Source organism: Pseudomonas sp. 5Vm1k, from assembly GCF_056161485.1.
In genome coordinates, this window is the sequence record NZ_JBSPCZ010000032.1 from 19774 (window position 1) to 46662 (window position 26889).

At 61.9% G+C, this 26889-nt stretch carries 18 protein-coding genes and 1 pseudogene; 13 read left to right on the forward strand and 6 right to left on the reverse strand.

Annotated features, from left to right (window positions below):
- Nucleotides 1-234 precede the first annotated feature (234 nt).
- Nucleotides 235-732, forward strand: a pseudogene (locus ACWIKB_RS32540) (methyl-accepting chemotaxis protein); the annotation flags it as partial.
- 177 nt (nt 733-909) lie between these two features.
- Here ACWIKB_RS32540 and ACWIKB_RS32545 read toward each other — a convergent pair.
- Nucleotides 910-1845, reverse strand: coding sequence for a LysR family transcriptional regulator (locus tag ACWIKB_RS32545; protein ID WP_475271518.1), 936 nt, complete (start codon nt 1843-1845; stop codon nt 910-912).
- 245 nt (nt 1846-2090) lie between these two features.
- On the opposite strand from ACWIKB_RS32545, the gene ACWIKB_RS32550 reads away from it, so the two are divergent.
- The 3 genes from ACWIKB_RS32550 (at nt 2091) to ACWIKB_RS32560 (ending at nt 3390) form a co-directional block, all read left to right on the forward strand.
- On the forward strand, nt 2091-2585 hold the full coding sequence (locus ACWIKB_RS32550; protein ID WP_475271519.1) for a DMT family transporter: 495 nt from the start codon (nt 2091-2093) through the stop codon (nt 2583-2585).
- Between the two features lie 2 nt (nt 2586-2587).
- Nucleotides 2588-3040 carry a DMT family transporter gene (locus ACWIKB_RS32555; protein WP_475271520.1) on the forward strand — a complete coding sequence of 151 codons (453 nt, stop codon included), beginning with the start codon at nt 2588-2590 and terminating at the stop codon, nt 3038-3040.
- Nucleotides 3041-3225: 185 nt separating this feature from the next.
- Nucleotides 3226-3390: a metallothionein gene (locus ACWIKB_RS32560; RefSeq protein ID WP_475271521.1), complete on the forward strand. Its 165-nt coding sequence runs from the start codon at nt 3226-3228 to the stop codon at nt 3388-3390.
- 74 nt (nt 3391-3464) lie between these two features.
- On the opposite strand, the gene ACWIKB_RS32565 is transcribed toward ACWIKB_RS32560, so the two are convergent.
- Nucleotides 3465-3692, reverse strand: coding sequence for a DUF6555 family protein (locus ACWIKB_RS32565; protein ID WP_054051602.1), 228 nt, complete (start codon nt 3690-3692; stop codon nt 3465-3467).
- A gap of 147 nt (nt 3693-3839) precedes the next feature.
- On the opposite strand from ACWIKB_RS32565, the gene ACWIKB_RS32570 reads away from it, so the two are divergent.
- From ACWIKB_RS32570 to ACWIKB_RS32580, 3 genes are all read left to right on the forward strand, one after another.
- Complete coding sequence (locus tag ACWIKB_RS32570) at nt 3840-4610, forward strand: AraC family transcriptional regulator (RefSeq protein ID WP_475271522.1); 771 nt, start codon at nt 3840-3842, stop codon at nt 4608-4610.
- Nucleotides 4611-4828: 218 nt separating this feature from the next.
- A complete protein-coding gene (locus ACWIKB_RS32575) occupies nt 4829-5002 on the forward strand; it encodes a DUF1427 family protein (protein WP_082356724.1) in 174 nt (57 codons plus the stop codon).
- A 32-nt stretch (nt 5003-5034) separates the two neighbouring features.
- Nucleotides 5035-5991, forward strand: coding sequence for a quinone oxidoreductase family protein (locus tag ACWIKB_RS32580; RefSeq protein WP_475271523.1), 957 nt, complete (start codon nt 5035-5037; stop codon nt 5989-5991).
- Between the two features lie 141 nt (nt 5992-6132).
- Here ACWIKB_RS32580 and ACWIKB_RS32585 read toward each other — a convergent pair whose 3' ends face one another.
- Nucleotides 6133-7167: a purine-nucleoside phosphorylase gene (locus ACWIKB_RS32585; RefSeq protein WP_475271524.1), complete on the reverse strand. Its 1035-nt coding sequence runs from the start codon at nt 7165-7167 to the stop codon at nt 6133-6135.
- 9 nt (nt 7168-7176) lie between these two features.
- Entirely contained in the window at nt 7177-8133 is a 957-nt protein-coding gene (locus ACWIKB_RS32590) for a nucleoside-specific channel-forming protein Tsx (RefSeq protein ID WP_475271525.1), read from the reverse strand.
- 472 nt (nt 8134-8605) lie between these two features.
- On the opposite strand from ACWIKB_RS32590, the gene ACWIKB_RS32595 reads away from it, so the two are divergent.
- From ACWIKB_RS32595 to mnmH, 3 genes are all read left to right on the forward strand, one after another.
- Nucleotides 8606-19159 (forward strand): autotransporter-associated beta strand repeat-containing protein, encoded by a 10554-nt coding sequence (locus ACWIKB_RS32595; protein ID WP_475271526.1) that lies wholly within the window; start codon nt 8606-8608, stop codon nt 19157-19159.
- Nucleotides 19160-19402: 243 nt separating this feature from the next.
- On the forward strand, nt 19403-20437 hold the full coding sequence (gene selD / locus ACWIKB_RS32600; RefSeq protein ID WP_475271527.1) for a selenide, water dikinase SelD: 1035 nt from the start codon (nt 19403-19405) through the stop codon (nt 20435-20437).
- Nucleotides 20437-21540 carry a tRNA 2-selenouridine(34) synthase MnmH gene (mnmH, locus tag ACWIKB_RS32605; protein WP_475271528.1) on the forward strand — a complete coding sequence of 368 codons (1104 nt, stop codon included), beginning with the start codon at nt 20437-20439 and terminating at the stop codon, nt 21538-21540. The genes selD and mnmH overlap by 1 nt, the downstream gene beginning before the upstream one ends.
- A 137-nt stretch (nt 21541-21677) precedes the next feature.
- Here the strand turns inward: mnmH and ACWIKB_RS32610 are convergent, their stop codons facing one another.
- Together ACWIKB_RS32610 and ACWIKB_RS32615 are read right to left on the reverse strand one after the other, a co-directional pair.
- A complete protein-coding gene (locus ACWIKB_RS32610) occupies nt 21678-22733 on the reverse strand; it encodes a permease (RefSeq protein WP_475271529.1) in 1056 nt (351 codons plus the stop codon).
- 92 nt (nt 22734-22825) lie between these two features.
- The gene (locus tag ACWIKB_RS32615) at nt 22826-23500 is read right to left on the reverse strand and encodes a histidine phosphatase family protein (RefSeq protein ID WP_475271530.1); all 675 of its coding nucleotides are present in this window, start codon (nt 23498-23500) and stop codon (nt 22826-22828) included.
- Nucleotides 23501-23893: 393 nt separating this feature from the next.
- On the opposite strand from ACWIKB_RS32615, the gene ACWIKB_RS32620 reads away from it, so the two are divergent.
- The 3 genes from ACWIKB_RS32620 (at nt 23894) to hemB (ending at nt 26789) form a co-directional block, all read left to right on the forward strand.
- Nucleotides 23894-24592, forward strand: coding sequence for a glutathione binding-like protein (locus ACWIKB_RS32620; RefSeq protein ID WP_475271531.1), 699 nt, complete (start codon nt 23894-23896; stop codon nt 24590-24592).
- Nucleotides 24593-24616: 24 nt separating this feature from the next.
- Nucleotides 24617-25459 (forward strand): PhzF family phenazine biosynthesis protein, encoded by an 843-nt coding sequence (locus ACWIKB_RS32625; protein WP_475271532.1) that lies wholly within the window; start codon nt 24617-24619, stop codon nt 25457-25459.
- 355 nt (nt 25460-25814) lie between these two features.
- Nucleotides 25815-26789, forward strand: a complete 975-nt coding sequence (hemB, locus tag ACWIKB_RS32630) for a porphobilinogen synthase (RefSeq protein WP_475271533.1) — start codon at nt 25815-25817, stop codon at nt 26787-26789.
- Nucleotides 26790-26889: the final 100 nt, after the last annotated feature.

Below are 26889 nucleotides of genomic sequence, written 5' to 3' on the forward strand. Positions count from 1 at the left end.
GATCAGGTCGCGACGGCGATCAACGAGATGTCCGCCGCCGCGCAAGAAGTCGCCAAGAGCGCACAAAACGCCGCCGTCGCTGCTCAGCAAACCGACGCCGAAGGCCAGGCCGCCAAGCGTGTGGTGGCCGGCAGCATCGTGAAGATTCATGCGTTGGTGGACGACATCCGCACCAGCGGTGTGTCGCTCGACAGCCTGCAAAAAGACGTGTCGTCGATTGTCAGCGTGCTCGGGGTTATCCGTTCGATTGCCGAGCAGACCAACCTGCTGGCGCTCAACGCCGCCATCGAAGCCGCCCGCGCCGGTGAGGCCGGTCGTGGCTTTGCGGTGGTGGCGGACGAAGTGCGGGCGCTGGCCAGTCGCACGCAAATCAGCACCCAGGAAATCCAGGGCATGATCGACCGCTTGCAGGCGGGCACTCAGTCGGCGGTCGAAGCCATGCGCCGCTCCAGCGAGGCCGGCGACGGCACCTCGGCCCAGGCCAACGAAGCGGGGGCTTCGCTGGACACCATGGCCCAGTTGATCGGCACCATCAATTCAATGAACGCGCAGATCGCCAGCGCTGCGGAAGAGCAAACGGCAGTGGCGGAAGAGATCAACCGCAGCGTGCACCAGATTGCGGTGGCGGTGGACAGCGTGGCGGATGAAACGCAGTTGGGCGCGCAGACATCGCGTAGCCTGGCGGATCTGGGTCAACGCCTGGGTAAACTGGTCGGCCAATTCCGGATCTGACATCGATGTACCTGTGGGAGCGGGCTTGCTCGCGAAGACGGCGGCACATTCAATATTGATGTGACAGATAGACCGCTTTCGCGAGCAAGCCCGCTCCCACAGGGGTTGTGTGTTGTCAGTACTTGAGGGCGCCTTCGCCGGCAAGCCTGGCTCCTACAAAAGCAATTCGCATCGTTGTTATGGCCTGTCCCAGTACGGCACAACCCCAAAACACGCCACATAAAAATCAATCACCGTCCGCACCTTCACCGACAACCGCCGGCTACCCGGCCACAGCACGGCAATCTGCTGCGGCTCCAGGCTGTTGGACACTTGATAATCCCCGAGCACCGGCACCAGCGTGCCTTCGCGCACCGCTTCGCCAATCAGCCATGACGGAAACATCACCAGCCCCAGCCCCTGTTCGGCGGCTTGCGTCAGGGTGTCGGCGTGGTTGCCGGTGATCGGTCCCTTCACCGAGTACGGCGTCCAGTCCTGCTGACCCTGACGAAAGAACCAACGCTGCTGACCGGTCACGCCTTTGTAGGCCAGGCAGTGGTGAGCGGCGAGGTCTTCAGGATGTTGCGGGACGCCGTGGCGTTTTAGATAGGCAGGGCTCGCGGCGACTTGAAAGCGATGGGGTGCGAGGATTCGCGCCTGCATGCTCGAATCGTGCAGCGGGCCGATGCGGAACAGCAGGTCGGCGCCTTCCTGCAACGGGTCGACGTAGCTGTCGGGTTGCTGGATATCCAGTTGCAGCTTCGGATACCGCTCGCACAACTGCCCCAGCCACGGCGTCAGATGCCGCTGGCCAAACACCACCGGTGCATTGATGCGCACCAGTCCGCTGGGCTCGCTTTGCTGTTCCTGCAACGCCTGTTCGGCTTCCTCCAGTTGCACCAGCACCAACCGCGCGTGGTGCCCGAGCATGCGTCCGGCTTCCGTTGGCGTGACGGCGCGGGTGTGGCGGTAGAGCAATTGCTGATTGAGGGCCTGCTCCATCAACTGGATTTGCCGGGAAATCGAAGAGGGTGCCAGGCCTTCGCGGCGGGCGACTTCGGAAAAACTGCCGTGGTCGAGCACCGCGACAAACAGCCGAAGTGCCTTGAATCCCAGCTCGTTGAGGCCGTGCATGTTCATTCCTGCTGTGCGAGATACGCAAAAGTGTTGTCCGGATGCTCCCATTTATCGCAAAGGATCGCCAGCCGATAATGCGCGCCTTACCCACACAGCAAGAACACCACAATCCATTGTGGGAGCGGGCTTGCTCGCGAAGGGGTCGTGTCAGTCGCTATCAATGGCGACTGATACACCGCCTTCGCGAGCAAGCCCGCTCCCACAGGATCTGGGTCTTAACTGACAAATCGCAGGTTTTCCTTATGCAATCTCCTTCAATCGATACCGCCGGCGTTATCACAACGCCCACCACCAAACCCGGTCTACGGCTATTGCTGCTGCCTCTGGTCATCCTCGCTGGCATGGGCCTGTCCGTGGAGGCCGGTTTGCTCGGGCCGCTCGGCGTTCAGGTCGGGCATCTGTGGGCGACCTTGAGCATCTTCGGCGTCGGTTCGGCGATTCTGTTTCTGTTGCTGCTGTTCAGCGGTCCGCAGCAAGGTCCGGCCCTGAGTGAATTACCGCGCTGGCAGTTGATCGGCGGGTTTCTGGGGCCGATCTACGTGGTGGTGCTGACCCTGGCCACACCGCACATCGGTGTGGCCATGACCATGATCGCGATCCTCTCCGGGCAGGTCGGTAAAAGCGTGCTGATCGACCACTTCGGCTGGTTCGGCGCGACTCGTAAAAAGGTCAACGGTGAGCGTTGGCTGGCCTTGCTGCTGATTGTCGTGGCACTTGTTCTGATCGCGAGGGGTTGAAGATGAGTCTGATTATTTTGTTGGCAGTGGTCGTGGCGGCCGGTGCGGTGTTGAGTGTCCAGGCCGCGATCAACGGGCGCCTGGGGGAAACGATCGGCGTGTTGCGCAGCAGTTTGCTGACCTTTGTGGTGGGTGCGGTGGTCTCCGGGTTGCTGATTCTGTTCTTTGAACCAGCCCACGCCGTGAGCCTGTTGGACGTGCCGAAATGGCAGCTCAGCGGGGCGCTGTTTGGCGTGGTGTACATGATGGTCATGGTCGGCGCGGTGCCCCGGGTCGGCACGGCGGTGGCGACCGTGGCGGTGATCGTCGGGCAACTGGGCATGGGCATGCTGATCGACAACTTCGGCTGGCTCGGCAACCCGGCGATTGAGTTGTCCGGCAGCCGGATCGTGGCGATGGTGTGTTTGGCGCTGGCGTTGGTGTTTATGTATCGCAGCACTACCCGGCTGGCATAACGCGGTCCCATGTAGGAGTTGCCGAAGGCTGCGATCTTTTGATCTTGAAAAACCTACGTCAAACGATCGCAGCCTCGTTTCACTCGACAGCTCCTACAAGGGGACGCTTTCCAATGTTGGCTTCTACACTGGTAATACGGTGCGCATTCGTTGCACCGGACGACCACAAAAATGGAGTCCGCCTCATGATCGACAGTGAAAGTACCTGCGACTGCCCAAAATGCTCCTGCAAACTGGGCCAGCATCCGATTGCTCGTCACGGCAAGCACTATTGCTGCGAAGCCTGCGCCAAGCATCACGAACACGGTGAAGAGTGCGCCAGCAAGGGCTGCAAATGTGCCCATGGCTGATTACTCAGCAAAAAAAGTGGAGCCGCGTTGGCTCCACTTTTTGTTTCTGACGTTCCTTGTCCTCCATATACCGTTTAGCTCGCCGGTCGCCAGGTAACGTTCTCGACGCCGAATTTCTCTGCCAGCGGTTTGCTGGTCTTTTGCACCTTCTCACGGCCAAAGCGCGGGATGCGACCCACGCCAGCATCGCAACTCGCCCAATGCCAGGCCTCCGCGTTGTCCATTTTGTCCAGGCGGATAATGAAAGACTTGGGGGCGCCATGAAGGGTGTATTCAATGACGAAAAGTTTTGCGTTGTTCATAAAGCCCGTATTCCTCCCTGTGGTAATACAAGGATCGCGGGCGTTGGCAAAAATTCAGTCGAATTGTCAGACGGTGGCTGTCACTGGCGACACGCCGGGCGCCTCGTTACCATGATGGTTCCCCAAAACCCCCAATGATCACTGCCCATGGCCCTTGCCGCACCGCCCGATCTGACTGATACCGATGTGCCCGTGCAACCGTTGGCGCGCACCTATCCGCGTGGCTTGTTCATCGAGCCCCACGAGCACGTCTGGGGCCAATTGTTGTATGCGATGAGCGGGGTGATGTGGGTCGAGACGCCGCACGAGGCGCTGGTGGTGCCGCCGCAACGGGCGGTGTGGTTGCCACCGGGCGTACCTCACGGGATTCGCGTGGTCTCAGACTTGCAGATGCGCAATATCTACCTGCGCCCGGCGTTGGCGGCGACGCTGGATGACCGCGTGCAGGTGATCGAGGTCGGTGGACTGCTGCGTGAGTTGATTGTCGGGTTGGTGGAGCAGGGCGACGACGGGGCGCCGGAGTATTACGAGGCGCTGGTCGGCCTGGCGTTACTGGAACTCAAGCGGGCCAAGCGCTCGATGCTGACAATCGCGCTGCCGGACGATTCCGATCGACGTCTGCTGAACCTGTGTCAGGCCGTCATGGCCGCGCCGTCCCTGGACATCCCTTTCGAGCAGCACGCCGAAAACGCCGGGGCCAGCGTGCGCACCCTGGCGCGGCTGTTCAAGGATGGCCTGGGCATGGGCTTCGCCGAATGGCGGCGACAAGTGCAACTGGCGACGGCGGTGGCGGAGTTGATCCAGGGTGTGCCGGTCAGTGCCATTGCCCGAGAGCTGGGTTATTCGCCGAGCAGCTTCAGCGACATGTTTCGCCGGGAGCTGGGTGTGGCGCCTTCGCAGTACACGACCGGTCGTTAGCCGCACACTCTCCCCCTGTGGGAGCGGGCTTGCTCGCGAATGCGGTGCGTCTGTCACCACATGTATTAATTGACACACCGCCTTCGCGAGCAAGCCCGCTCCCACAAGGGACCGCGTTGTCGAACTGTCCTTTGTCCGATATTCAGAAGCCCTTGGCCGACGGGTTTCGTTGCCATTCTCTAGACTTCTCGCATACCCCCTGTGCCACGGAGTCTGTCATGAACTACCTCATCTCGCTGGGCATCGGCCTGGGCGTCGGTCTGCTCTACGGTGCGCTGGATTTTCGCTCCCCGGCACCGCCGGCCATCGCGCTGGTGGGGCTGCTGGGCATGCTCGCCGGTGAACAATTGTGGCCCATGGGCCGGCAGTTGATCGCTGGCTGGCTCTCTTGAAAACCCCTTCATCCCCTTAACGGAAGCTCCCCATGAAAGCTCTGCAATTCGACAAGACCGGCGACCTCTCTTCCCTGCGCTACGTTGAGGTTCCGACCCCGGTGCCAGGCACTGATGAAGTGCTGGTGCAGATCAAGGCTGCGGGCCTTAACCCCAGTGATGTGAAGAACGTGCTGGGGCGTTTTCCCTACACCACGCTGCCACGGGTTCCCGGTCGGGATTTCGCCGGGGTGGTGGTGGAAGGTCCGCAGGCGTTGATCGGTCAGGAAGTCTGGGGCACCGGCCGAGAGCTGGGCTTTTTCGCCGACGGTTCCCACGCGCAATTCGTCAAGTTGCCGGCCAACGGCGTGGCGCTGAAACCAACTCACCTGAGTTTCGCTCAGGCCGCCAGCCTCGGTGTGCCGTACACCACGGCGTGGGATGCGCTGGAACGGAGCCTGGTGACGTCCGGCACGCGTTTGCTGGTGATCGGCGGCGGGGCGGTGGGCAGTGCAGCGCTGGCGCTGGCCAAGGTGCGTGGCGCCCAGGTGCTGGCGGCGGCGCGGCGGGTCGAGCAGGTCAAGGAGTTGCAGGCCCAGGGTTATCAGACACTGCAACTGGACAAGCCCGAAGACCTCGGCGCCCAGGTGAATGCTGTATACGCTGGCGGTGCTGATGTGATCTTCGACACCACCGGTTTCTGGCTACCGGCCTCGGTCCCGGCGCTGGCGGCGTTCGGTCGCATCGCGATCATTGCCGCGCCGGTGGACGGCCTCGTGCAATTGCCGGCGCTGGCGTTGTATCGCAAGGGTGGTTCGGTGGTGGGGATCAACTCGCTGTTGTATGGCGTGCAGGCGTGTGCGGCGATGCTGGACCAGTTCGGCAAATTCTTCGATCAAGACTTGTTGCCGTTGCCGGAGGGCTTGGTGGAATCGCCGTTGGCCGACGGGGTGGCGCGCTATGCCGAGGTGAATCAGGGCAGTGGTGACAAAGTGATTTTGTTGCCTTAACCGATAGATGTATTGGATGGGCTGGCCCCTTCGCGGGCAAGCCTCGCTCCTACAGGGGATGTGTGTTGATCACAATAGGTGTGATCGCCGCATAACCCTGTAGGAGCGAGGCTTGCCCGCGAAGGCGTCCTCACGCCGAACTCAGGCCTCAGGAACACCTTTCTCCCAAGCCGACCAATGCTTCAAGATGTCCTGCACCAACGGATTCCCCGTGCGGTACAGGTTCTCCAGTGCCGGCACAAACCCGCCCTGGTCTGCGTACTTGAGCAAATTATCTACCTCACTCTGCCTTGGTGCCGGGCGGTCAAAGTCGGAACCGGCGCGTACCACCGCCAGACGCTGCACATCCACCAACCCTTCACGGCTGGCACGCAGCAACGCTTCGTAGGTGGAGTTATCTTCCTGCTGGGTCGTGCAGTACTCGCCTTTGTTGTCCGTCAACAGCTTGGTCCAGACTTCCGCGCGCTCACTCAAACGCGTCCCGGAAAACCAGGTGTTGCCCGCAAGCGTGTCGCACTTCGTCACCACCGGCGGCTGATTGGCCGGGGCCGATGGATACTTCACGCGCCATGCTGCTGATTCCTTGCTCTCGCTCAGCTCGACTTTGTGCGACAGCGCGAATGCCTTGGCCTGCAACTTTGGGTTGAGCTCGAAGACTTCGGTCTTGTAATCCAGCGGCGGTTTTTCGTTCGGGCCTTTGGTGTTGATGCCGATGTAACCGGTCGGCCAGTCTTTCGGTGCGTCCCGGGAATCGATCTCCCACTGGGTGCCGAATTCCACCAGATAATGCGCCCATGCAGCAGTGCCGATCGTCCCGTGTTTCGGGCTGATGCCAGCAATCCCGGCAATCAGGAAATAACTTTTACGCAGGTCGAATTTTGGCGACAGGGCCAAGGCCAGGGTCGATGCCGCAGCGTTGGTCTGGCCCATGCCTGTGACCATCAAGCACACTTGCTGCGTGTTGCAACGAATGCTCGGGTACTCGGCGGACAGGCCCGGTACGTGCACCTCTTGCTTGAGTTCCAGGCGATCAATCCAGTTCTGTGCCTCGGGAGCGAACATGGTGATCAGCATCACTTTCGGCTGGATCGGTGCTTCGGTTGCCCATGCGCTAGAAGCGAGCAGGGTGCCGCAGGCCAGGCCAACGGACCGGGACAGACGCGTCATTGCCTTCATAAAACCTCCTTAGAATTGATAACCGATGCCGGCGTAGTAACCCCAGCCATTGGAACGGGCGCGGAAGTCGCCGTCGCCGAAATTCAACTCGCTGCCATCCTCCCAGTTGCCGCCGTTGTGGAAGTAACGGCCGACCAGGGTGAAACGCAAATGGGTAAACGAGTAGAGCAACACGTTGGTGGCCACGGTGGCGTTGGCGGTGCGGGCCGGGTTGTCCTTGTGCAGGTCCGAGCCGAAGTCGAAGTTGGTGAAGCCGATGTAGGTCAGCGACGCGCCATTGCTGAAGCTGCTGATGGGCACGATGTATTTCAGCTGGGCGCGGTAGCCGTCCCAGGAATACTCGTTGCTGGCGCCGTAGTTTTCCCACTGGTAGCGACCGTAGAAGTTGGCCGACAGGTTGACCCGCGAGTGGGTATCGATGTCGGTGCCCAAACCGCTGTACAGCGTGTTGGCGCGGTTGCGGGTGTTGCTGCCGTGGTCGTAGATCCAGTCGAACGCCACATACCATTCCTTGAACGGCCCGACGGCCAGGCTGCGGCCGGCCAGGTAGTCGATGGAGATGCGCGGTTCGTGTTCCATGAACAGCGGCGAGCCATGGTCCCACGCGCCTTTGTCATGGCTGTTGCCGATGTCGAATATTTTCGGGATGTCGACGTAGCCATACAACTCGAACGGCCCCTTGCGGCCGAAGTACTCGTATTCCAGGTACACATCGTCGGACGGTTGCGGGCCGAAGCTGATGTCCTTGCTGCCGATGACCGTCAGGTCCTGGTTGAACCAGTCGGACAGGTACGCGCCTTTTTTCGGTGGGCTGGCTTCGGGGCTGAGGGTTTCGCCCTGGGCAGACTCATCGGCGGGGGCGGGTTGCGCCAAAACGGTGCTGCTGAGTAGTCCTGTAACGCTGGCCAGTAGCAAAGAAACAGCAAAGGAGCGCGAGCAAGTCACGCGGCTGGACGTGCGGTGCATTAAAAGTCCCTTTTCGTGCGGATCGAAGGCCCGGTTTTTCGGGCTTGCGCGGTTATGTAGCGAAAACGCCGTTATCGGCGACTCGCAAACGTTTGCACATCCCATACCAATTGTTACAAATCCATGAAAAACCGAAGAAATCGGTGGTTTTACTGTCGCTTCGATCAGGTAATGAAATGGTGCAGGCCAAAACAAATTCTCCTTGTGGGAGCGAGCCTGCTCGCGAATGCGAAGTGTCAGCGCACATTGATATTGAACTTGCTGGCCTCTTCGCGAGCAAGCTCGCTCCCACAGGGAAAGGGGGGGCACCAAAGTATTAATGCTAATTAACCCGCTCGTATTCTGCCCCAGCGCTGTGCGTCAACTAACGTGTGTCCAGAATGTAACGGTTTCGTACACCGTCGTAGTCTTGATACGCGTGTTGTGGGATTCGCGGCCAGGGTGGCCGAGGTAGCACGCCCTTCAAGGAAGAATGGTTAACCACGTAAAGGAATTACCCGTGGACTTGAGATCCGTCATCGCTCCGATTTTTCGCGTTTCCCCTCTTTTTCTCGCTGTTCGTCTCGGTATCGTCGGTGCGGTTGTCGGCCTCGTCAGCCCACAAGCGCTGGCGGCCTGTTCGCCCGCCAGCCCGACAGCGGGCGCCACGGTGACCTGTACCGGTGTGCCATCGTTGCCGCTGTTCCTCAACACATTTGCCAGTGCGGTGAACGACCTGACGGTCAACGTCAACTCGGGCGCGCAGTTGAACGCGACGCTGGGCGGACAGGCGCTCAATCTCATCGGTAACAACCTCACTTTCAACAACTCCGGGACGGTCGATCCGGCTTTGCTGGGGGCGGTGACCAGTCTCGGTACCGCCTTGATAGCAGGCAATGGCGGCGCCTCGACAGTGAATATCAACAACACGCTGACCGGGATCATGCGCGGCACCGGCGACGTGCTGGGCCTGAGCCTGACGACCCTCGCCGGCATGGCGATGGACGTGGTCAACGGCGCCGGCGGCGTCACCAACATCACCAACAACGGCACCCTCGGCTCCACCGCGCTGCTGAACCTGACGCTGTTCGCCTCCGACACTCCGATCGTGGCCGTGCAGGGCGGATCGCAGATCAACATGGTCAACAACGGTACGTTGACCGGTCGGGTGGCGTTTGAAACGTCGTCCACCGGCAATACCTTCATCAACACCGGGACCATCAGCGGCGGCGTGTCGATGGGCGTCGCCAGCAACAACACCTTTACCGCGGTCACCGGTTCAACCATCACCAACGGCGGTGGTGCGGGTATCAGCCTCGGCGGGTTGGTCGGCGTCAACCTGACCTTCGCACCCACCGGGCAAATTGACGGCGGGGCCGGGGGCAGCAACTCGTTGATCCTGCAAAACACCATCGGTGTCGGCGGTGGCACCAGCGGCGCTGGCACAGCGTCCAGCGCCAACTACATCAACTTCAATAACCTGACGGTCAACAGCGGCACCTGGGTCCTGCAAGGCCCGCTCGTCAGCGGCGGCGCCACCCTCAACGGTGGCGTTGCGTCGTTCAACAACGCCCAATCGTTCGGCACCGGGGTGCTGACCTCCAATGGCGGGACGATCCAGGCCAGCAACGCCGGTTTGACTCTCAATAACCTGGTCACCCTGGGTAGCGGTGGCCTCACCGTTCAGGGCAGCAACGGCACGACCCTGAGCGGGGTGATTTCCGGCGCGGGCGGTTTGACCAAGGCCGGCACCGGACAGTTGAGTCTCAGTGGCGCCAACACCTACAACGGCAATACCACAATCAATGGCGGCTCTGTTCAGGTACTCAATAACCAGGCCTTCAGCAGCGGCAGCGTGACGTTCGCCGGTTCGGCGTCGTTGTCTGCGCCAGGCACGATCAACCTGAACAACCTCATCACCATTAACGGCGCCATGACCGCCACCGGCTCCGGCTCCCTGACCCTAGGCGGCGTGATCAACGGTGCGGGCGGGCTCAGCAAGAGCGGCAGCGGCACTCTGACTATCAACGGCAACAACACAGGCCTCAGTGGCCCCATCAACCTGAACACCGGCACCCTGGTGCTGGGCAACAACAATGCGCTGGGCACGGGCCTCATTAACGTCAACGGCGGCGCAAACCTCGATAGCAGCACCAATGTCACCCTGAACAATGCCGTAATCCTCAACGCCAACCTGTTCAGCGTCGGCACTAATGCCTTGACCCTTGCCGGGGCGATATCGGGTGTGGGCGGGATCACAAAGAATGGCGCGTCGACCCTGACGGTGACCGGTAACAACAGCCAGAGCGGGCCGACCACGCTCAATTCTGGCACGCTGCTGGTGGGCAACAACAATGCGCTGGGAACTGGCGCGCTGAATACCGCAGCCAGCACCACCCTGGACGCCACCACGGCCGTGACCCTGAACAACTCGGTGTTCATGGCTGCCGATTTGACCATTGGCGGCACCCAGGCGCTTGGCCTGACGGGCGCGATCAACGGCGCGGCCGGGATCATCAAGAACGGTACGGCGGCGCTGACCCTCAGCGGCAACAATGGCTATACCGGCAACACCTCGCTTAATGCGGGCTCGCTGATTGTCGGCTCCAACACGGCGCTTGGCGTTGGCGGCACCTTGAACACGACTGGCGGCACCACGCTGGATGCCAGCACCGGGGTGACCCTGATCAATGCAGTGAATGCCACCGGCAACCTGAATATCGGCGGCACCGCCAACCTGACTCTCGGCGGCGCGGTCGGCGGCAGCGGCAGCCTGACCAAAAACGGCACCGCCAACCTGACGCTCAATGGCGCCAATACTTTCCTCGGCGGCACCACGCTGAACGCGGGCACCCTGACCGTGGGTAACGCGAATGCCTTGAGCAGTGGCGTGTTGACCGTGGCCGGTGCCTCGACGCTGGACAGCAGCACCGGTGTCGCGATCGCCAACGACATTGCGGTGAACGCCGACCTGAGCATCGGTGGCACCAACCAACTGACCCTTGACGGCGTGCTCAGCGGCACCAACCAATTGATCAAGAACGGCGCGGCCGATCTGAGCCTCAACGGCGTCAACACCTTCCAGGGCGGCACCACCCTGAATGCCGGCAGCATCACCGTCGGCAACACCGCCGCACTGGGCACCGGCGCCCTGACTGTGGCCGGCGCCAGCACGCTCACTGGCAGTTCGGCCCTGAGCCTGACCAACGCGATCAACCTCAACGCCAACCTGACCACCGGCGGCGCCAATGCGCTGACCCTTGACGGCATCATTGGCGGCGCAGGCGGGCTGATCAAAACCGGTGCTTCCAGTCTGACCCTCACCGGTGCCAACACTTATCAAGGCATCACCGCACTGAATGCCGGCACGCTGATCGTCGGTTCCAATACCGCGTTGGGTACTGGCGCGTTGAATGCTGCCGGTGGCACTACCCTCGATGCCAGCGCCGCAACCACCCTGGCCAACGCGCTCAACCTGGGCGGCAACCTGACTGTCGCCGGCAACAATGCACTGACCCTCAATGGTGTCGTCAGCGGTATTGGCGGACTGATCAAAAACGGCGCGGCCGACCTGACCCTCAACGGCAGTAATAACTACCTCGGCGCCACCGCGCTGAACAGCGGAAAACTGATCGTCGGCGCCAGCGGTGCCTTGGGCGCCGGTGCGTTGAACGCGGCGGCCAACACCACGCTGGACAGCAACACCGCCGTCAGCCTCAGCAACCAGGTGAACCTGGCCGGTGCCTTGAACGTTGACGGCTCGGCGGACCTGACTCTGACCGGGCTGGTCAACGGTGCGGGCAACCTGGTGAAAAACGGCACGGCGAATCTGGTCCTCAACGGTGCCAACGGCTTCCTCGGTGGCACCACGTTAAACGCCGGTACCTTGACCGTCGGCAACGGCTCGGCCCTTGGCCTTGGCGGTTTGACCGTCGGCGGCGCAGCGACCCTGGACAGCAACACTGCGGTCAGCCTCGGCAACACCGTTGCACTGAATGCCGACCTGACCGTCGGCGGCACCCAAGACCTGACCCTGGGCGGCGTGATCAGCGGCACCAATCAACTGATCAAGAACGGTGCGGCCAACCTGACCCTCAATGGCGTCAACACCTATCAGGGCGATACCACCCTGAACGCCGGCACCCTGACCTTGGGCAACGGCGCGGCGCTGGGTACTGGGGCGTTGATCGTCGGCGGCACTTCGACGCTGGACAACAGCGCAGCCTTCACCGTGGCCAACGCCATGACCCTGAATGCTGATCTGAACGTGGCGGGTAACAATAATCTGAACCTCGGTGGCGTCATCGACGGCGCGGGTGCGCTGAATAAAAACGGCCTGTCCGACCTGACACTCAGCGGCAACAACACCTTTACCGGCGCCTTGAACATTCTGTCCGGCAGCGTCACCGCGGCCAGCACGGGCGCGTTGGGCAACACCTCCGGCGCGAACATCAGTGCTGGCGCGAGCCTCAACCTGGGCACTGACGCCAGTCTGGCCGGCCTCAACGGCACCGGTGATGTGCTGATCGGCTCGGGCAACACCTTGTCGGTGGGCGGGGTCAATACGACCAGCACCTTCGACGGTGGCCTCGCCGGACCTGGCGGCTTGACCAAAGTCGGCACCGGCACGCTTAACCTCACCGGTATCAACGGCCTCACTGGCGACACCGCGGTCAACGGCGGCACCCTGGACCTCAGCGGGTCCCTGGGCAGTGTCAACGTGAACGTCAACACTGGCGCCACCTTGACCGGCACCGGCTCGGTGCTGGGCACGTTGAACGTGAACAACGGCGGTCATCTGGGCCTGAGCAGCGGCAACACCTTGTCGGTCGGTGCGCTGGCCCTCAACAGCACCTCCAATATGGACGTCGCCCTCGGCGCACCGTCCACCAGCTCGCTGCTGAACATCGGCGGCAACCTGACCCTGGACGGCCTGCTCAACGTCAGCGACGCCGGTGGTTTCGGTGTCGGCGTTTATCGTCTGATCAACTACACCGGCAGCCTGCTGAACCTGGGCATGAATGTCGGCGCGATCCCGATCGGCTACAGCCTGGCGGACCTGGCGCTGCAAACGTCCGTCGGCAACCAGATCAACTTGCTGGTGACAGCACCTAACGCGAACCTGCGTTTCTGGGACGGCAGCCAGACCTTGCCAAATGGCTCGGTGGACGGCGGCAGCGGGACCTGGAATGCCGGCAGCACCAACTGGACCTCGGTCGATGGCTTGACCAATCAAACCTGGGCCAGCGATTTCGCAATCTTCCAGGGCACAGCAGGCAACGTGACGGTGCTCGGTACGCAGACTTTTACCGGTATGCAGTTCGTCACTGACGGCTACAACCTGCTGACCGGCGCCGCAGGGCACCTGACGGCAGTCAACGGCACCGGCGGCAACGCGGCGATCCGGGTTGATCCGGGCTCGACGGCAACCATAGGCGTCGGCATCAACGGCACCGCTACGCTGGCCAAACTCGACAGCGGCACCCTGGTGCTCAACGGCGCCAACAGCTACACCGGCGGAACCCTGCTCAATGGCGGCACGCTGGTCGTTGGCAGCAACACCGCACTGGGCAGCGGTCTGCTGACCACCGCCTCGGGCGTCACCCTGGACAGCAACGCCGCCGTCACCCTCGGCAATGCCGTCGATCTGGCCGGTAACCTGAACATCGGTGGCTCCAATGCATTGACCCTTAACGGCGCGATCGGCGGCGTGGGCGGTTTGGTCAAGGCCGGTGGGGCCAACCTGACCCTTGGTGGCAACAACAGCTTCCTCGGCCCGGTTACGCTGAGTGCCGGTGGCCTGGTTCTGGCCTCCGACACGGCGCTGGGTGCCGGCGCACTGAATGCTGCCAACGCCACCACCCTGGATGCCGCGACGGCAGTGACCGTCAGCAACGTGATCAACCTGGCCGGCAACCTCGGCATCGTCGGCACCGCCGACCTGACCCTCAACGGCGCGGTCAACGGCGCCGGTAGCCTGAGCAAAACTGGCGCGGCCAATCTGATCCTGAATGGCTTCAACGGCTTCCTCGGCGGTGTCGACCTGAACGCCGGGACCCTGACAGTCGGCAATGCCTCAGGCCTGGGCCTGGGCAACTTGACCGTAAGTGGTGCCTCGACACTGGATAACAACACCGTGCTGAGCCTGGCCAATAACGTCGGGTTGAACGCCACGGTGGCGGTGGGCGGTAGCAATGACCTGACCCTCGGCGGTGTGATCAGTGGCGCCGGTGGCCTGATCAAGAATGGCGCGGCCAACCTGACCCTCAATGGCGTCAACACCCTGCAAGGCGACACAACCCTGAACGCCGGCACCCTGACCCTCGGCAATGCCGCGGCGCTGGGCACGGGCGCCTTGGCTGTCGCTGGCGCTTCCACGCTGGATAACAGCTCGGCGCTCAGCCTGGCCAACAACGTCAATGTCAACGCGGCCCTGAACGTGGCCGGCACCAATAACCTGACCTTGGCCGGTGTCCTCGCTGGCGCCGGAACCCTGAGCAAAAACGGCGCGGCAGACCTGAGCCTCAGTGGCAACAACACCTTCAGCGGCACTTTCAACGTGCTGGGTGGCAGCTTGAGCACCACCTCCGCCACGGCCCTGGGCAACAATGCCGGGGTCAATCTGGGGGCGGGGACCAGCCTCAACCTCGGTGCATCCGGCACTCTCGCCAGCCTGACGGGCAGCGGTACGGCGCTGGTCGGTGCCGGCAATACGCTGAGCATCGGCGGCAACAATGCGAGCAGCACCTTTGACGGTGTGCTCAGCGGCAGCGGCTTGCTCGACAAACTCGGCAGCGGCACCTTCAACCTCACCGGCATCAACAGCCTGACCGGCGACACCAACATCAACGGCGGCACCCTGAATGTCAGCGGTTCCCTGGACAGCGCCAACGTCGCGGTCAACAACGGCGGGACCCTCGCCGGCAGCGGCAGCCTCATCGGCGCCGTCAATGTCGCCGATGGCGGTCACGTTGCACTGGCCACCGGCAGCACCTTGTCGGTGGGTTCGCTGGCCTTGAGTGGCAACTCCAACCTCGATGTCGGGCTCGGTGTGCCGGTGTCCGGCGGCGGTAATGCGCTGATCAATGTCGGTGGCAACCTGACCCTCGACGGCAACCTTAACGTCAGCGACATCGGCGGCTTCGGCAGCGGTGTGTATCGGATCATCAACTACACCGGTGCCTTGACCGACAACGGTCTGCTGATCGGCAGCGTTCCGGGCAGCGTAACGCCGGGTGATCTGCAAGTGCAGACCGCCGTCGGCAACCAGGTCAACCTGCTGGTGACCGCACCGAACACTACCGTGCAATTCTGGGACGGCGCGCAACTGGTCGGCAACGGCGCGATCAATGGCGGCAGCGGCACCTGGGGCAGTGGCACCACAAACTGGACCAATGTCGATGGCACCGTCAATCAGGCCTGGGGCAACAGCTTCGCGGTATTACAGGGCCCGGCGGGTACGGTCACCGTCAACGGCGCGCAAGGCATCACCGGCATGCAGTTCGTCACCGACGGCTACACCCTGGCGAACGGTACGGCGGGCGCACTGACACTGGTCAATGGTGCCTTGGGCAACGCGACCGTTCGGGTCGATCCGAACGCCACGGCCACAATCGGCGTCGCTGTTAATGGCACCGGCACCCTGGGTAAATACGACACTGGCACCCTGGTGCTGAACGCAGCCAACGGCTACACCGGCGGCACCGCGCTGAACGGCGGCAAACTGGTCGTGGGCAATAACGGCGCCTTGGGCAGCGGTGTATTGACGGCCGCCAACGGCACTGCGCTGGACAGCAACACGGCGGTCAGCCTCGCGAACGCGGTGGTGCTGAACGGCGGGATGAGCGTTGCCGGCTCCAACGCACTGACCCTCGGTGGCGTGGTGAGTGGCACCGGCAGCCTGATCAAGAACGGTGCTTCAAGCCTGACACTCAACGGCAGCAACACTTACGCCGGTGGTACGCAATTGAATGCCGGTTCGTTGATCCTCGGCAACAACAGCGCCATCGGTACCGGCGCACTCGGTGTCGGTGGCAGCGCCCAACTGGACAGCGCCGCAGCCCTGCAACTGGCTAACGCCATCAACCTCGCCGGGCAGTTGACCTTGGCTGGCACCCAGGACACCACCCTCAGTGGCGTGATCGCCGGCACCGGCAGTCTGGTGAAAAACGGTAACGGCACGCTGTTACTTAGCGGCGCCAATACCTACAGCGGCGGTACCACCCTGAACGCGGGTACTACCAGCGGCAACACCACTAGCCTGCAAGGCGCGATCCTCAACAACGCTGCTCTGACCTTCGAACAGACCAGCAACGGCAGCTACACCGGTAACCTCACCGGCAACGGTACGCTGACTAAAAACGGCACCGGCGATTTGCTGCTCACTGGCACCAACGGCTTCACCGGCAACACCAACGTCCAGGCCGGCTCATTGCTGGTCAACGGCACGCTCGACAGCGCCAACGTGAATGTGGCGAGCGGGGCAAAAATCGGTGGCAGCGGTCAACTCGCTGGTGCGGTGCAAATGGGCAGCGGCACGACGCTGATTGGCGGCGGCAACGCAACGCCGCTGTCGGTCGGTTCCCTGGCGTTGTCATCCGGGACTAACCTGGACTTCAGCCTCGGCTCGGCCAGCAGTTCGACCACCGTGGTTAATGTTGCTGGCAACCTGACCCTCGACGGTACGCTGAATATCAGTAATGCCGGCGGTTTCGGGACGGGGGTCTATCAGTTGTTCCGCTACGGCGGCAGCCTGACCGACAACGGCCTGACCTTCGGCACATTGCCGGGCGGGGTGTTGCCATCGAACCTGACCCTGCAAACCGCGCTGGCCAATCAGTTCAACCTGCTGGTGGAAAGTGCGCCGGGTGAAGCGCAATTCTGGAACGGTGGCAAAACCAATGCTGACGGCACTATTGCCGGTGGTAGCGGTGTTTGGGGCCCGAGCACCAACTGGACTGACGCCAGTGGTACGGCGAGCCTGGGTTCGAATCGCCGGTTCGCGGTGTTCGGCGGGCAGGGCGGCGGCACCGTGACCGTGCTCGGTAACCAGGGCTTCACCGGGTTGCAGGTCCTCGACAACGGTTATCGTCTGGTCCAAGGCACCGACGGCAGTCTGAGCCCGGTCAACGCGGCTGATGGCAGCCTGGCCGTGGTGCGGATCAACGGGGGCGTCACCACGGAAATCTCGGCACCCCTGGTCGGCACTGGCGGGATCGAAAAACGCGATTCCGGCGTTCTGGTCCTCAGTGGCGCCAACACCTACAGCGGCGGCACCACGGTCAGCGGCGGTACGTTGGTCGGTAACACCACCAGCCTGCGGGGTCGCATCCTTAACAGTGCGCGGGTGCTGTTCGCGCAGACCGGCAATGGGGTCTTCAACGGCAACCTCAGCGGTACCGGTGATCTGGTCAAACAAGGTGCCGGGTCGCTGCTGTTAGAGGGCGATCATCCGTTCAGTGGCACCGTTGAAGTCGAGCAGGGCCTGTTGATAGTCGGTGATGCACCGGCGACGTTGGCCGGGCAGGTCACGGTGTTCAATGGCGCCGCCCTGACGGGTAACGGCAGTGTTGGTTCGGTGGTCAACCATGGGGTGTTCTCGACTGGCGCGAACGGAGAAATCCTGAGAGTGGTGGGTAACCTGACCAACGCTTCCGATGGCCTGTTGGCGCTGACCCTGACCTCACCGACCATTACTCCATTGGTCGTGGGCGGCACCGCAACCCTGGCCGGTGGCGTGCAAGTGAACAACCTCGTGCCATTCACCGGCAACACCACCTACTCACTGATCACCGCGGGCGGTGGCGTCACCGGTACGTTCAGCGCTGCTGACCTGCCGGACACCGCGTTCCTCAATACATCACTGGTGTACAGCGCCAACGAAGTCGGCCTGGCGGTTAGTCGTAACGACGCATCCTTCGTCGATGTCGCCGCCACCGGGAACCAGCGCGGCACGGCTTCCGCGCTGAGCCGTAATGGCCCGGCCGGTGCGGCGTTGCAGAACCAGATCGTCAACCTCTCGACGGCCGGTGCCCGTGCGGCTTTCGACAGTTTGTCCGGGGAGATTCACGCCAGCACCGCCAGCGCCATTCTCGAAGATTCGCGTTACATCCGTGACGCCGTCAACGACCGCATGCGCCAACCGTCCTGCAGTGGGCCTGACGATCCTCGCCGGGCCTTGGCACCGAGCGAAAATCGCCTGACCAGCGGCGGCTGCCACGGCGAAATGGTCGGCTGGATGCGCGCACTCGGCGCCTGGGGCGAAATGGATGGCGACAGTAACAGTGCCAAGCTTGATCGCAACCTCAGCGGCTTCATGCTCGGCACCGACAAGCAGATCGACGATCAATGGCGTGCCGGGATGGCCGCCAGTTACACCCGCAGCGACCTGGATGCCCATGACCGTCGTTCCAACGCCACGGTCGACAGCTACCATTTGGCGGCGTACCTCAACTCGCAGTTCGACGCCTTGGCCGTACGCCTGGGCGCCGCTTACAGCTGGCACGATATTGAAACCAAACGCGACGTCAGCGTCGGCAGCTACAACGATCGGTTGAAGGGTGACTACGACGCTCGCAGTGCCCAGGTGTTCGGTGAAGTGGGTTACACGGTCGAAGCGGCAGGTATTGCGCTGGAACCGTTCGCCGGTCTGGCCTACGTCAATTACGACAGCGATACCGTTCATGAAAAAGGTGGGGTAGGGCGTCTGAAAGCTGATTCCAGCCAGGACATCACCTTCTCTACCCTGGGCCTGCGCGCCGGCAAAGTCATCACCCTGGCCAACGGCGGGCAATTTACCCCGCGTGCGGCCATCGGCTGGCGCCATGCCTACGGCGACACCAAACCGGACGCTGACTTGAGCTTCATCGACGGCGGCGCCTCGTTCAGCACCCAGGGCGTACCGATTGCCAAGGACAGCGCGCTGCTTGAAGCCGGCGTGGACTTCCAGATCAGCCCGACCGGCAAACTCGGCCTCGGCTACTCGGGGCAGGTGTCGGGCAAAAATGAAGATCACGCGATGACGGTCAGCTTCAGCCTCGGGTTCTGATCGCGGTCGAAGCACTTTAGCCGCCCGCAAGGGCGGTTTTTTTTGCCTGTCAGTCAGGGATGTGGTGCTTGTGGCGCCGCCTTCGCGAGCAAGCCCGCTCCCACAGGTGATCTTCGGTGGACACAAATTCTGTGTTCGCCATAGATCCACTGTGGGAGCGGGCTTGCTCGCGAATGGGCCCTCACAGGCGCCATCGATCCCGTCTGCTAGAATCGGCCCCACTGACTCTACGAGGTGCACCCCATGAACGAGCCGATTCGTCTGACCCAATACAGCCACGGCGCAGGATGCGGTTGCAAAATCTCCCCTCAGGTCCTGGAAGTGATTCTGGCCGGCAGCGGCGCGCAGAACCTCGATCCCAAGCTCTGGGTTGGCAACGCCTCGCGCGATGACGCGGCGGTGTATGCCATCGACGATGAGCGCGGCGTGGTCTCGACCACCGACTTTTTCATGCCGATCGTCGACGACCCGTTCGACTTCGGCCGCATCGCCGCCACCAATGCCATCAGCGACATCTACGCCATGGGCGGCGATCCGTTGATGGCGATTGCGATCCTCGGCTGGCCGGTCAATGTGCTGGCCCCGGAAATCGCCCGCGAAGTGATTCGCGGCGGGCGCTCGATTTGCGACGAGGCGGGCATTCCCCTGGCCGGCGGGCATTCCATCGACGCCCCGGAGCCGATCTTCGGCCTGGCCGTCACCGGCCTTGTGCAAAAACGCCACATGAAACGCAACGACACCGCCACCGCCGGTTGCTTGCTGTACCTCACCAAACCCCTGGGCATCGGCATCCTCACCACCGCCGAGAAGAAGGGCAAGTTGCGTAACGCCGACATCGGCCTGGCCCGCGACTGGATGTGCACCCTGAATAAACCCGGCAGCCGTTTCGGCAAACTCGACGGCGTGACGGCGATGACCGATGTCACCGGTTTCGGTTTGCTCGGGCACCTGGTGGAAATGGCCGATGGCAGCCAACTCACCGCCCGCATCGAATACGACCGCGTGCCACGTCTGGCGGGCGTCGAGTACTACCTCGAACAAGGCTGTGTACCGGGCGGCACCTTGCGCAACTTCGACAGCTACGCCAGCAAACTCGGGCGCCTGCAGGAACTGCATAAACGCGTGCTGTGCGACCCACAAACCAGCGGTGGCCTGCTGATAGCGGTTAAGCCCGAGGGCAACGATCAGTTCCTCGCGGTCGCTGCCGAACTGGGCCTGGCCCTTGAGCCAATCGGCGAATTGGTTGAGCGACAGAGCAACGCGGTCGAGGTGTTTTGATGTCAATCGACTGCACCGATTACCGCGACATCTTTCTCAACGACCGGCCCATGATGGATGCCCGCGCGCCAGTCGAATTCCTCAAAGGCTCGTTCCCCGGCGTGGTCAATCTGCCGCTGATGAATGACCACGAGCGGCAACGGATCGGCACCTGCTACAAACAGCACGGTCAGCAAGCGGCGATTACCTTGGGACATCAGCTGGTGTCCGGCGAGATCAAGGCCCAGCGCATGCAGGCCTGGGCTGATTTTGCCCGGGCTCATCCTGAAGGGTTTTTGTATTGTTTTCGCGGCGGTTTGCGCTCGCAGATTGTCCAGCAGTGGCTCAAGGATGAGGCGGGCATCGACTATCCGCGAGTCGGTGGCGGCTATAAGGCCATGCGTTCGTTTTTACTGGAGACGACGGATCAGGCGGTGGCCCAGTGCGATTTCGTCCTGCTCGGCGGCATGACCGGCACTGGTAAAACCGAAGTGCTGACGCAGTTGAGCAATGGGCTGGACCTGGAAGGCTACGCCAATCACCGGGGCTCAAGTTTCGGCAAGCGCGCCACTGGCCAGCCTTCCAACATCGACTTTGAAAACCGGTTGGCCGTGGATCTGTTGAAGAAACGCGCCCAGGGCATCGAGCAATTCGTGCTAGAAGACGAGAGCCGTGCGGTTGGCAGTTGTGCCTTGCCGTTGCCGCTGTATCAGGGCATGCAACAGTTTCCGATGGTCTGGCTGGAAGACAGCCTTGAGGGGCGAGTCGAGCGGATCTTGCGCGATTATGTGGTGGACCTGTGTGCCGAGTTTATCGGCGTGCACGGTGAGGACGGCTTTGCGCTGTTTTCCGAGCGGTTGCTGGAAAGCCTGAACAATGTGCAGAAGCGACTGGGCGGGGAACGTCATCGTCGGATGCTGATTCTGATGGAAGAGGCCTTGGCGGAGCAGGCGCGCAGTGGCGCGGTGGACTTGCATCGGAGCTGGATCGAAGGGTTGCTGAGCGAGTATTACGACCCGATGTATGCGTTTCAGCGGGAGAAGAAAGGCGCGCGGATCGAGTTTTCCGGGGAGCGCGGGGCGGTTTTGGAATATTTGCGAGAGCGGGTTCATCGGCTTGGTTGATGGTGGTTTTGCTGGCCCCTTCGCGAGCAAGCCCGCTCCCACAGTAGATCTTTGGCGAACATATATTGTGTGTCTGACACAGATCCCATGTGGGAGCGGGCTTGCTCGCGAAGGCGCCCTCACAGGCACCAAATCCCTTAAAGCAAAGCAGCCCCGATCAACCCGCTGATCACCCCGATCCCCATGGTCATCAGCGCCACGCTGACCAGCACCCGGGCGTTGAAATCCTTACGCAGCATGAGCAGCGATGGAAGGCTGATGCTCGGCAGGGTCATCAGCAGCGCGACCGCCGGGGCGGTGCCCATGCCCAGGGTCATCATGGTTTGTACGATAGGGATTTCTGCGGCGGTCGGAATCACGAACAACGTGCCGATGATCGCCAGCGGCACCAGCCACACCAGGCTGTTGGCCATGGCGCCATCGATGTGCGGAAACACCCAGACTCGCACCGCACCCAGCACCAGCACCGCCAGGATGTAGATGGGAATGGTGCTCCAGAACAACTGCCAGATCGTCCGGCCCCAGCGGGTCAGGAACGGTTGCGCGTTGATCTCGCGGGCTTCGACTACCGCTTCGACAGCCGCTTCAGGCACGTGCTCCGGCCCGGCGATACGCTGGGCCACCATCGACACGCCAAACACCAGCACGATGCCCGCCACCAGGCGCAACGCGGTAAAGCCCCAGCCGAGCACGAAACCCATGAACACCAGGGTGGCGGGGTTGAGCACCGGGTTGCCGATCCAGAATGCCAGCGCCGCACCGACCGATACGTTTTGCCGGCGCATGCCCGCCGCCACCGGTGCAGCGCAGCACGAGCACATCATGCCGGGCAGGGCAAACAGGCCGCCGCGCAGGGTCGAGGCGAAACCGGCGCGGCCGAACAGGCGCAGCAGCCAGTCCCGGGGAATCAATACTTGCAGCAAGGAGCCGAGGATCACCGCCAGGACGGCGGCTTTCCAGATCGCCAGGAAATACACCTTGGCATACGCCAGAGCAGCGGCCAGCGGGTCGGACTGTTGGTCATTGATGATCGAGGCGCCGATGCTGTGATTGTCAGCGGCGACGAAGGCCTTGAGGTAGTAGGGCGACCACTTGACGTAGTAGAGGCCGACGCAGGCGACCAGCAGGAACAGCGCGGGCTTCCACCAGAATGACCAGCCCCGGGCGGGAACTGCTGCGGATGAGAGTGACATGGCAAGGTTCCGGGCAATGGGGAGATGAATTGATGATAGCCCAGCCCCTTCTTCCCCGTGGTCCCGACAGTGTGTGGGACCCGGCCAACCGCTTATGTAGGACAGTTCTGCGAGCCGTTATCCAGCCCTTGTTTGTACGTATGGCTGACCAGGCTGGCCTTGCCGTTGTGCCAGGTCAGGGTCAACACGTACAGGGAATCGTAGTCGCTGGATGCCCAGTCCTCGGTGATGTTCTGCTTCTTGCCAAGCGCTTCGCCGGCGACCTTGTTGATCAGCTCGGGTAGGTAGCCGTGGGACCAGGCGGTGTAGATGATCGAGTTGTGGTACTTGTCGTGAAGCAGTTCATCCGCCAGATCGCTGGTGTCATTGGCCGAGAACTCGATGTTCACCGGCAACCCGAGCTTGATCGCGCTGGGGCTGATGGTCATCAGTGGCCGGATATAACTGTAGGAATTGTCCAGTTCACCTTCCTCGACATTGCGCGTCGGGTTGGCGGCAAACACGTAGTTGGCCTTGCCGAATTTTTCCGGGAGCAGGGTGGACAGGTTGATCGCACGGTTCAACCCCTGGCAGTTGAGCTGGCCGAGGCCGCCGTCGGGTTTTTCCGCGTGGCGCAGGAATACCAGCGTCTGGGTGCCATCGGCCGGCTGGGCGCGGCTTTCGCTGGACTCAAGCGACAGGAACAACGCGCTGGCCGCCAACAACGAGGGCAGGAAAATGTACGCGCGATGCTTGAAGCGTTGGGCGAATTTCAAAAGGTTCATCATTGAATAATGGATTCTTCAGCGCGTTCGATTAAGGCTGACAAACCTTTACACCGCGCGCTCCCAGCAGCGGGTGTTTTCCATGTCGTTGAGCCAGTCCGTTTCCTTGAAGGGCATTGCTCAGAGTCCTCTGAAGCCCATTTGGTTCGATACCGGCGGGTTCGCAGCACTTTAGCCGCAACCTTCGACGGAATGGCCGAAGGTTATCGACAGGATGTTTCGGTTTTGTGGACGTGGGTACATTTGCGCGACGCACGTCCCTGTAGGCGCTGCCGCAGTCTGCGATCTTTTGATCCTGGGCGACGTCATGGTCGTCGAAAATCAAGATCAAAAGATCGCAGCCTTCGGCAGCGCCTACATTATGATCGTCGCTCCAATGTCTGCGTGGATGCTCCCATGACTGATCTTTCTGCGTTCCCGATCAACCAAAAATGGCCGGCCCAGTACCCCGAGTGGATTCAGCTCTACTCCTTGCCGACCCCCAATGGCGTCAAGGTCTCGATCATGCTCGAAGAGATCGGCCTGCCATATGAGCCGCACCGTGTGAGCTTCGAGACCAACGATCAGTTGTCGCCGGAGTTCATGTCGTTGAACCCCAACAACAAGATCCCGGCGATCATTGACCCCCACGGGCCAGGCGACCAGCCACTGCCACTGTTCGAGTCCGGGGCGATTCTGATCTACCTCGCCGACAAGAGTGGCCAACTGTTGGCGCAGGAATCGGCGGCGCGTTACGAGACGATTCAGTGGTTGATGTTTCAGATGGGCGGTATCGGGCCGATGTTCGGCCAAGTGGGTTTCTTCAACAAATTCGGCGGCAAGGACTACGAGGACAAACGGCCCCGTGATCGCTACGTCGAAGAAAGCAAACGCCTGCTCAATGTGCTCGATAAACGTCTGGAAGGGCGCGACTGGATCATGGGCGAGCGCTACACCATCGCCGACATCGCGACGTTTCCGTGGGTGCGCAACCTGATCGGTTTCTATGAGGCCGGTGATCTGGTGGGCATCCAGAATTTCCCCAATATCACACGGGTGTTGGAGCGCTTCCTCGCGCGGCCGGCGGTGATGCGCGGGCTGGAAATTCCCAAATAACGCTGTTCAAGACCAAGGCAGGCCATGCATTCATTTAAGTTCAAGCAAGTCGATGTCTTCAGCCGAACGCCGCTCAAAGGCAACCCGTTGGCGGTGGTGTTCGGCGCTGATGAGCTCAGCGATGAGCGCATGGCCGCCTTTGCGGCCTGGACCAACCTCAGCGAAACCACGTTCATCCTTGAGCCTCGGGACCCGCGAGCCGACTACCGGGTGCGGATTTTCACCACCCTGTCAGAGCTGCCGTTCGCCGGTCACCCGACCCTGGGCACCTGTCACGCATGGCTTGAGGCAGGTGGTGTGGCCAAGGGTGACGAGATTATTCAGGAATGCGGTGTCGGGTTGGTGCGGGTTCGCCGCCAAGGTGCGGAGCTGGCGTTTCTGGCGCCGCCGCTGCTCAGGACCGGCCCGTTGGATGCTGATCTGGTGGAGCGGGTGCGACGTGGGCTCGGGCTGGAGGAGGGGGCGATCGTACGGGCGCAATGGGTCGATAACGGCGCAGGCTGGCTGGCGGTGATGGTCGAAGATCGGCAGCAGGTGCTCGATTTGCAACCGGATCATTCGCAAATGCTTGGTTTGGCGGTCGGCGTTATTGCGCCGTGGCATCCCGAACGTGATGGCGATGGGGCGCAGTTCGAAGTTCGGGCATTCATCTCTGGCGACGGCATGCCGGAAGACCCGGCTACCGGCAGTTTGAATGCCGGGATTGCCCAATGGCTGTTGAGTGAAGGACTGGCGCCGGCGTCTTACGTGGTCAGCCAGGGTTTGACCATGGGCCGTGCCGGGCGGGTTCAGGTGGATCAGGTCGGAGATGAAATCTGGATCGGCGGTGCGGTGGTGACCTGCATCGATGGGACCCTGAATCTGTAGCTGTCCAAATACAAATCCCCTGTGGGAGCGGGCTTGCTCGCGAATGCGGTGCATCAATCAATACATGTGACGACTGACACAATGCCTTCGCGAGCAAGCCCGCTCCCACATGGGGCCAGCGTCGTTCATATGATGTGAGCTCGACACAAAACCCCCTGTGGGAGCGAGCCTGCTCGCGAAAGCGGCGGGTCAGCCACATCAATGTTGAATGTGCTGGCGAATTCGCGAGCAAGCCCGCTCCCACAAGGGAGATTATTGCCAGCCCGGTAAAGGTTTGTTCCTGATCTGATGTTTGTGTCCTGCGCCGCACAGGGCATAAGCTTCGCCCCCTACGACTTTTGTCTCAGGAAAACCCATGTCCAGTCAGTTCCCCGAAGCACGTCCACGCCGTCTGCGCCGCAATGCAAGCCTGCGCAGTCTGTTCCAGGAAACCGAGTTCAGCCTGAACGACCTGGTGCTGCCGATTTTCGTCGAGGAAGAAATCGACGACTTTGTGCCAATCAAGAGCATGCCCGGCGTGGTACGCATTCCTGAGTCAAAACTGGCCGGTGAAATCGAGCGTTATGCCCGGGCCGGGATCAAGTCGGTGATGACTTTCGGCGTGTCCCATCACCTGGACAGCAGCGGCAGCGACACCTGGAATGACAATGGCCTGGTGTCGCGGATGTCGCGCATCGCCAAGGACGCGGTGCCGGAGATGATCGTGATGTCCGACACCTGCTTCTGCGAATACACCGACCATGGCCACTGCGGCGTGCTGCACAACCACGAAGTCGACAACGACAAAACCCTGATCAACCTCGGCAAACAAGCCGTGGCCGCCGCCCGTGCCGGCGCTGACGTGATTGCCCCGTCAGCGGCGATGGACGGTCAGGTCCAGGCGATTCGTCGAGCGCTGGACGAAGCCGGTTTCACCCAGACCGCGATCATGGCCTATTCGACCAAGTTCGCCTCGGCACTGTATGGCCCGTTCCGCGAAGCCGGCGGCAGCGCCTTGAAAGGCGACCGCAAAAGCTACCAGATGAACCCGATGAACCGCCGCGAAGCCGTGCGCGAATCGCTGCTGGACGAACAGGAAGGCGCCGATGCGTTGATGGTCAAACCGGCCGGCGCGTACCTGGACATCATCCGCGATATCCGCGAAGTTTCGCGGCTGCCGCTGTCGGCTTATCAGGTCAGTGGCGAGTACGCGATGATCAAATTCGCCGCCCAGGCCGGGGCGATTGATGAGGATCGTGTGGTGCGTGAAAGCCTGGGAGCGATCAAACGGGCAGGGGCGGATTTGATCTTCACTTACTTCGCGATGGACTTGGCCCTGGCCGGGATCTAACCAACACCACAAATCCCCCTGTGGGAGCGGGCTTGCTCGCGAAAGCGGTGTGTCAGCCAATACAAATGGCGACTGTCCCACCGAATTCGCGAGCAAGCCC

What these genes read in the sequence shown, in the direction of transcription:
- ACWIKB_RS32545 (WP_475271518.1), bottom strand. Translation starts at nt 1,845, where the DNA reads ATGCACGGCCTCAACGAGCTGGGATTCAAGGCACTTCGGCTGTTTGTC.
- ACWIKB_RS32550 (WP_475271519.1), top strand. Translation starts at nt 2,091, where the DNA reads ATGCAATCTCCTTCAATCGATACCGCCGGCGTTATCACAACGCCCACC.
- ACWIKB_RS32555 (WP_475271520.1), top strand. Translation starts at nt 2,588, where the DNA reads ATGAGTCTGATTATTTTGTTGGCAGTGGTCGTGGCGGCCGGTGCGGTG.
- ACWIKB_RS32560 (WP_475271521.1), top strand. Translation starts at nt 3,226, where the DNA reads ATGATCGACAGTGAAAGTACCTGCGACTGCCCAAAATGCTCCTGCAAA.
- ACWIKB_RS32565 (WP_054051602.1), bottom strand. Translation starts at nt 3,692, where the DNA reads ATGAACAACGCAAAACTTTTCGTCATTGAATACACCCTTCATGGCGCC.
- ACWIKB_RS32570 (WP_475271522.1), top strand. Translation starts at nt 3,840, where the DNA reads ATGGCCCTTGCCGCACCGCCCGATCTGACTGATACCGATGTGCCCGTG.
- ACWIKB_RS32575 (WP_082356724.1), top strand. Translation starts at nt 4,829, where the DNA reads ATGAACTACCTCATCTCGCTGGGCATCGGCCTGGGCGTCGGTCTGCTC.
- ACWIKB_RS32580 (WP_475271523.1), top strand. Translation starts at nt 5,035, where the DNA reads ATGAAAGCTCTGCAATTCGACAAGACCGGCGACCTCTCTTCCCTGCGC.
- ACWIKB_RS32585 (WP_475271524.1), bottom strand. Translation starts at nt 7,167, where the DNA reads ATGAAGGCAATGACGCGTCTGTCCCGGTCCGTTGGCCTGGCCTGCGGC.
- ACWIKB_RS32590 (WP_475271525.1), bottom strand. Translation starts at nt 8,133, where the DNA reads ATGCACCGCACGTCCAGCCGCGTGACTTGCTCGCGCTCCTTTGCTGTT.
- ACWIKB_RS32595 (WP_475271526.1), top strand. Translation starts at nt 8,606, where the DNA reads ATGGTTAACCACGTAAAGGAATTACCCGTGGACTTGAGATCCGTCATC.
- selD (WP_475271527.1), top strand. Translation starts at nt 19,403, where the DNA reads ATGAACGAGCCGATTCGTCTGACCCAATACAGCCACGGCGCAGGATGC.
- mnmH (WP_475271528.1), top strand. Translation starts at nt 20,437, where the DNA reads ATGTCAATCGACTGCACCGATTACCGCGACATCTTTCTCAACGACCGG.
- ACWIKB_RS32610 (WP_475271529.1), bottom strand. Translation starts at nt 22,733, where the DNA reads ATGTCACTCTCATCCGCAGCAGTTCCCGCCCGGGGCTGGTCATTCTGG.
- ACWIKB_RS32615 (WP_475271530.1), bottom strand. Translation starts at nt 23,500, where the DNA reads ATGATGAACCTTTTGAAATTCGCCCAACGCTTCAAGCATCGCGCGTAC.
- ACWIKB_RS32620 (WP_475271531.1), top strand. Translation starts at nt 23,894, where the DNA reads ATGACTGATCTTTCTGCGTTCCCGATCAACCAAAAATGGCCGGCCCAG.
- ACWIKB_RS32625 (WP_475271532.1), top strand. Translation starts at nt 24,617, where the DNA reads ATGCATTCATTTAAGTTCAAGCAAGTCGATGTCTTCAGCCGAACGCCG.
- hemB (WP_475271533.1), top strand. Translation starts at nt 25,815, where the DNA reads ATGTCCAGTCAGTTCCCCGAAGCACGTCCACGCCGTCTGCGCCGCAAT.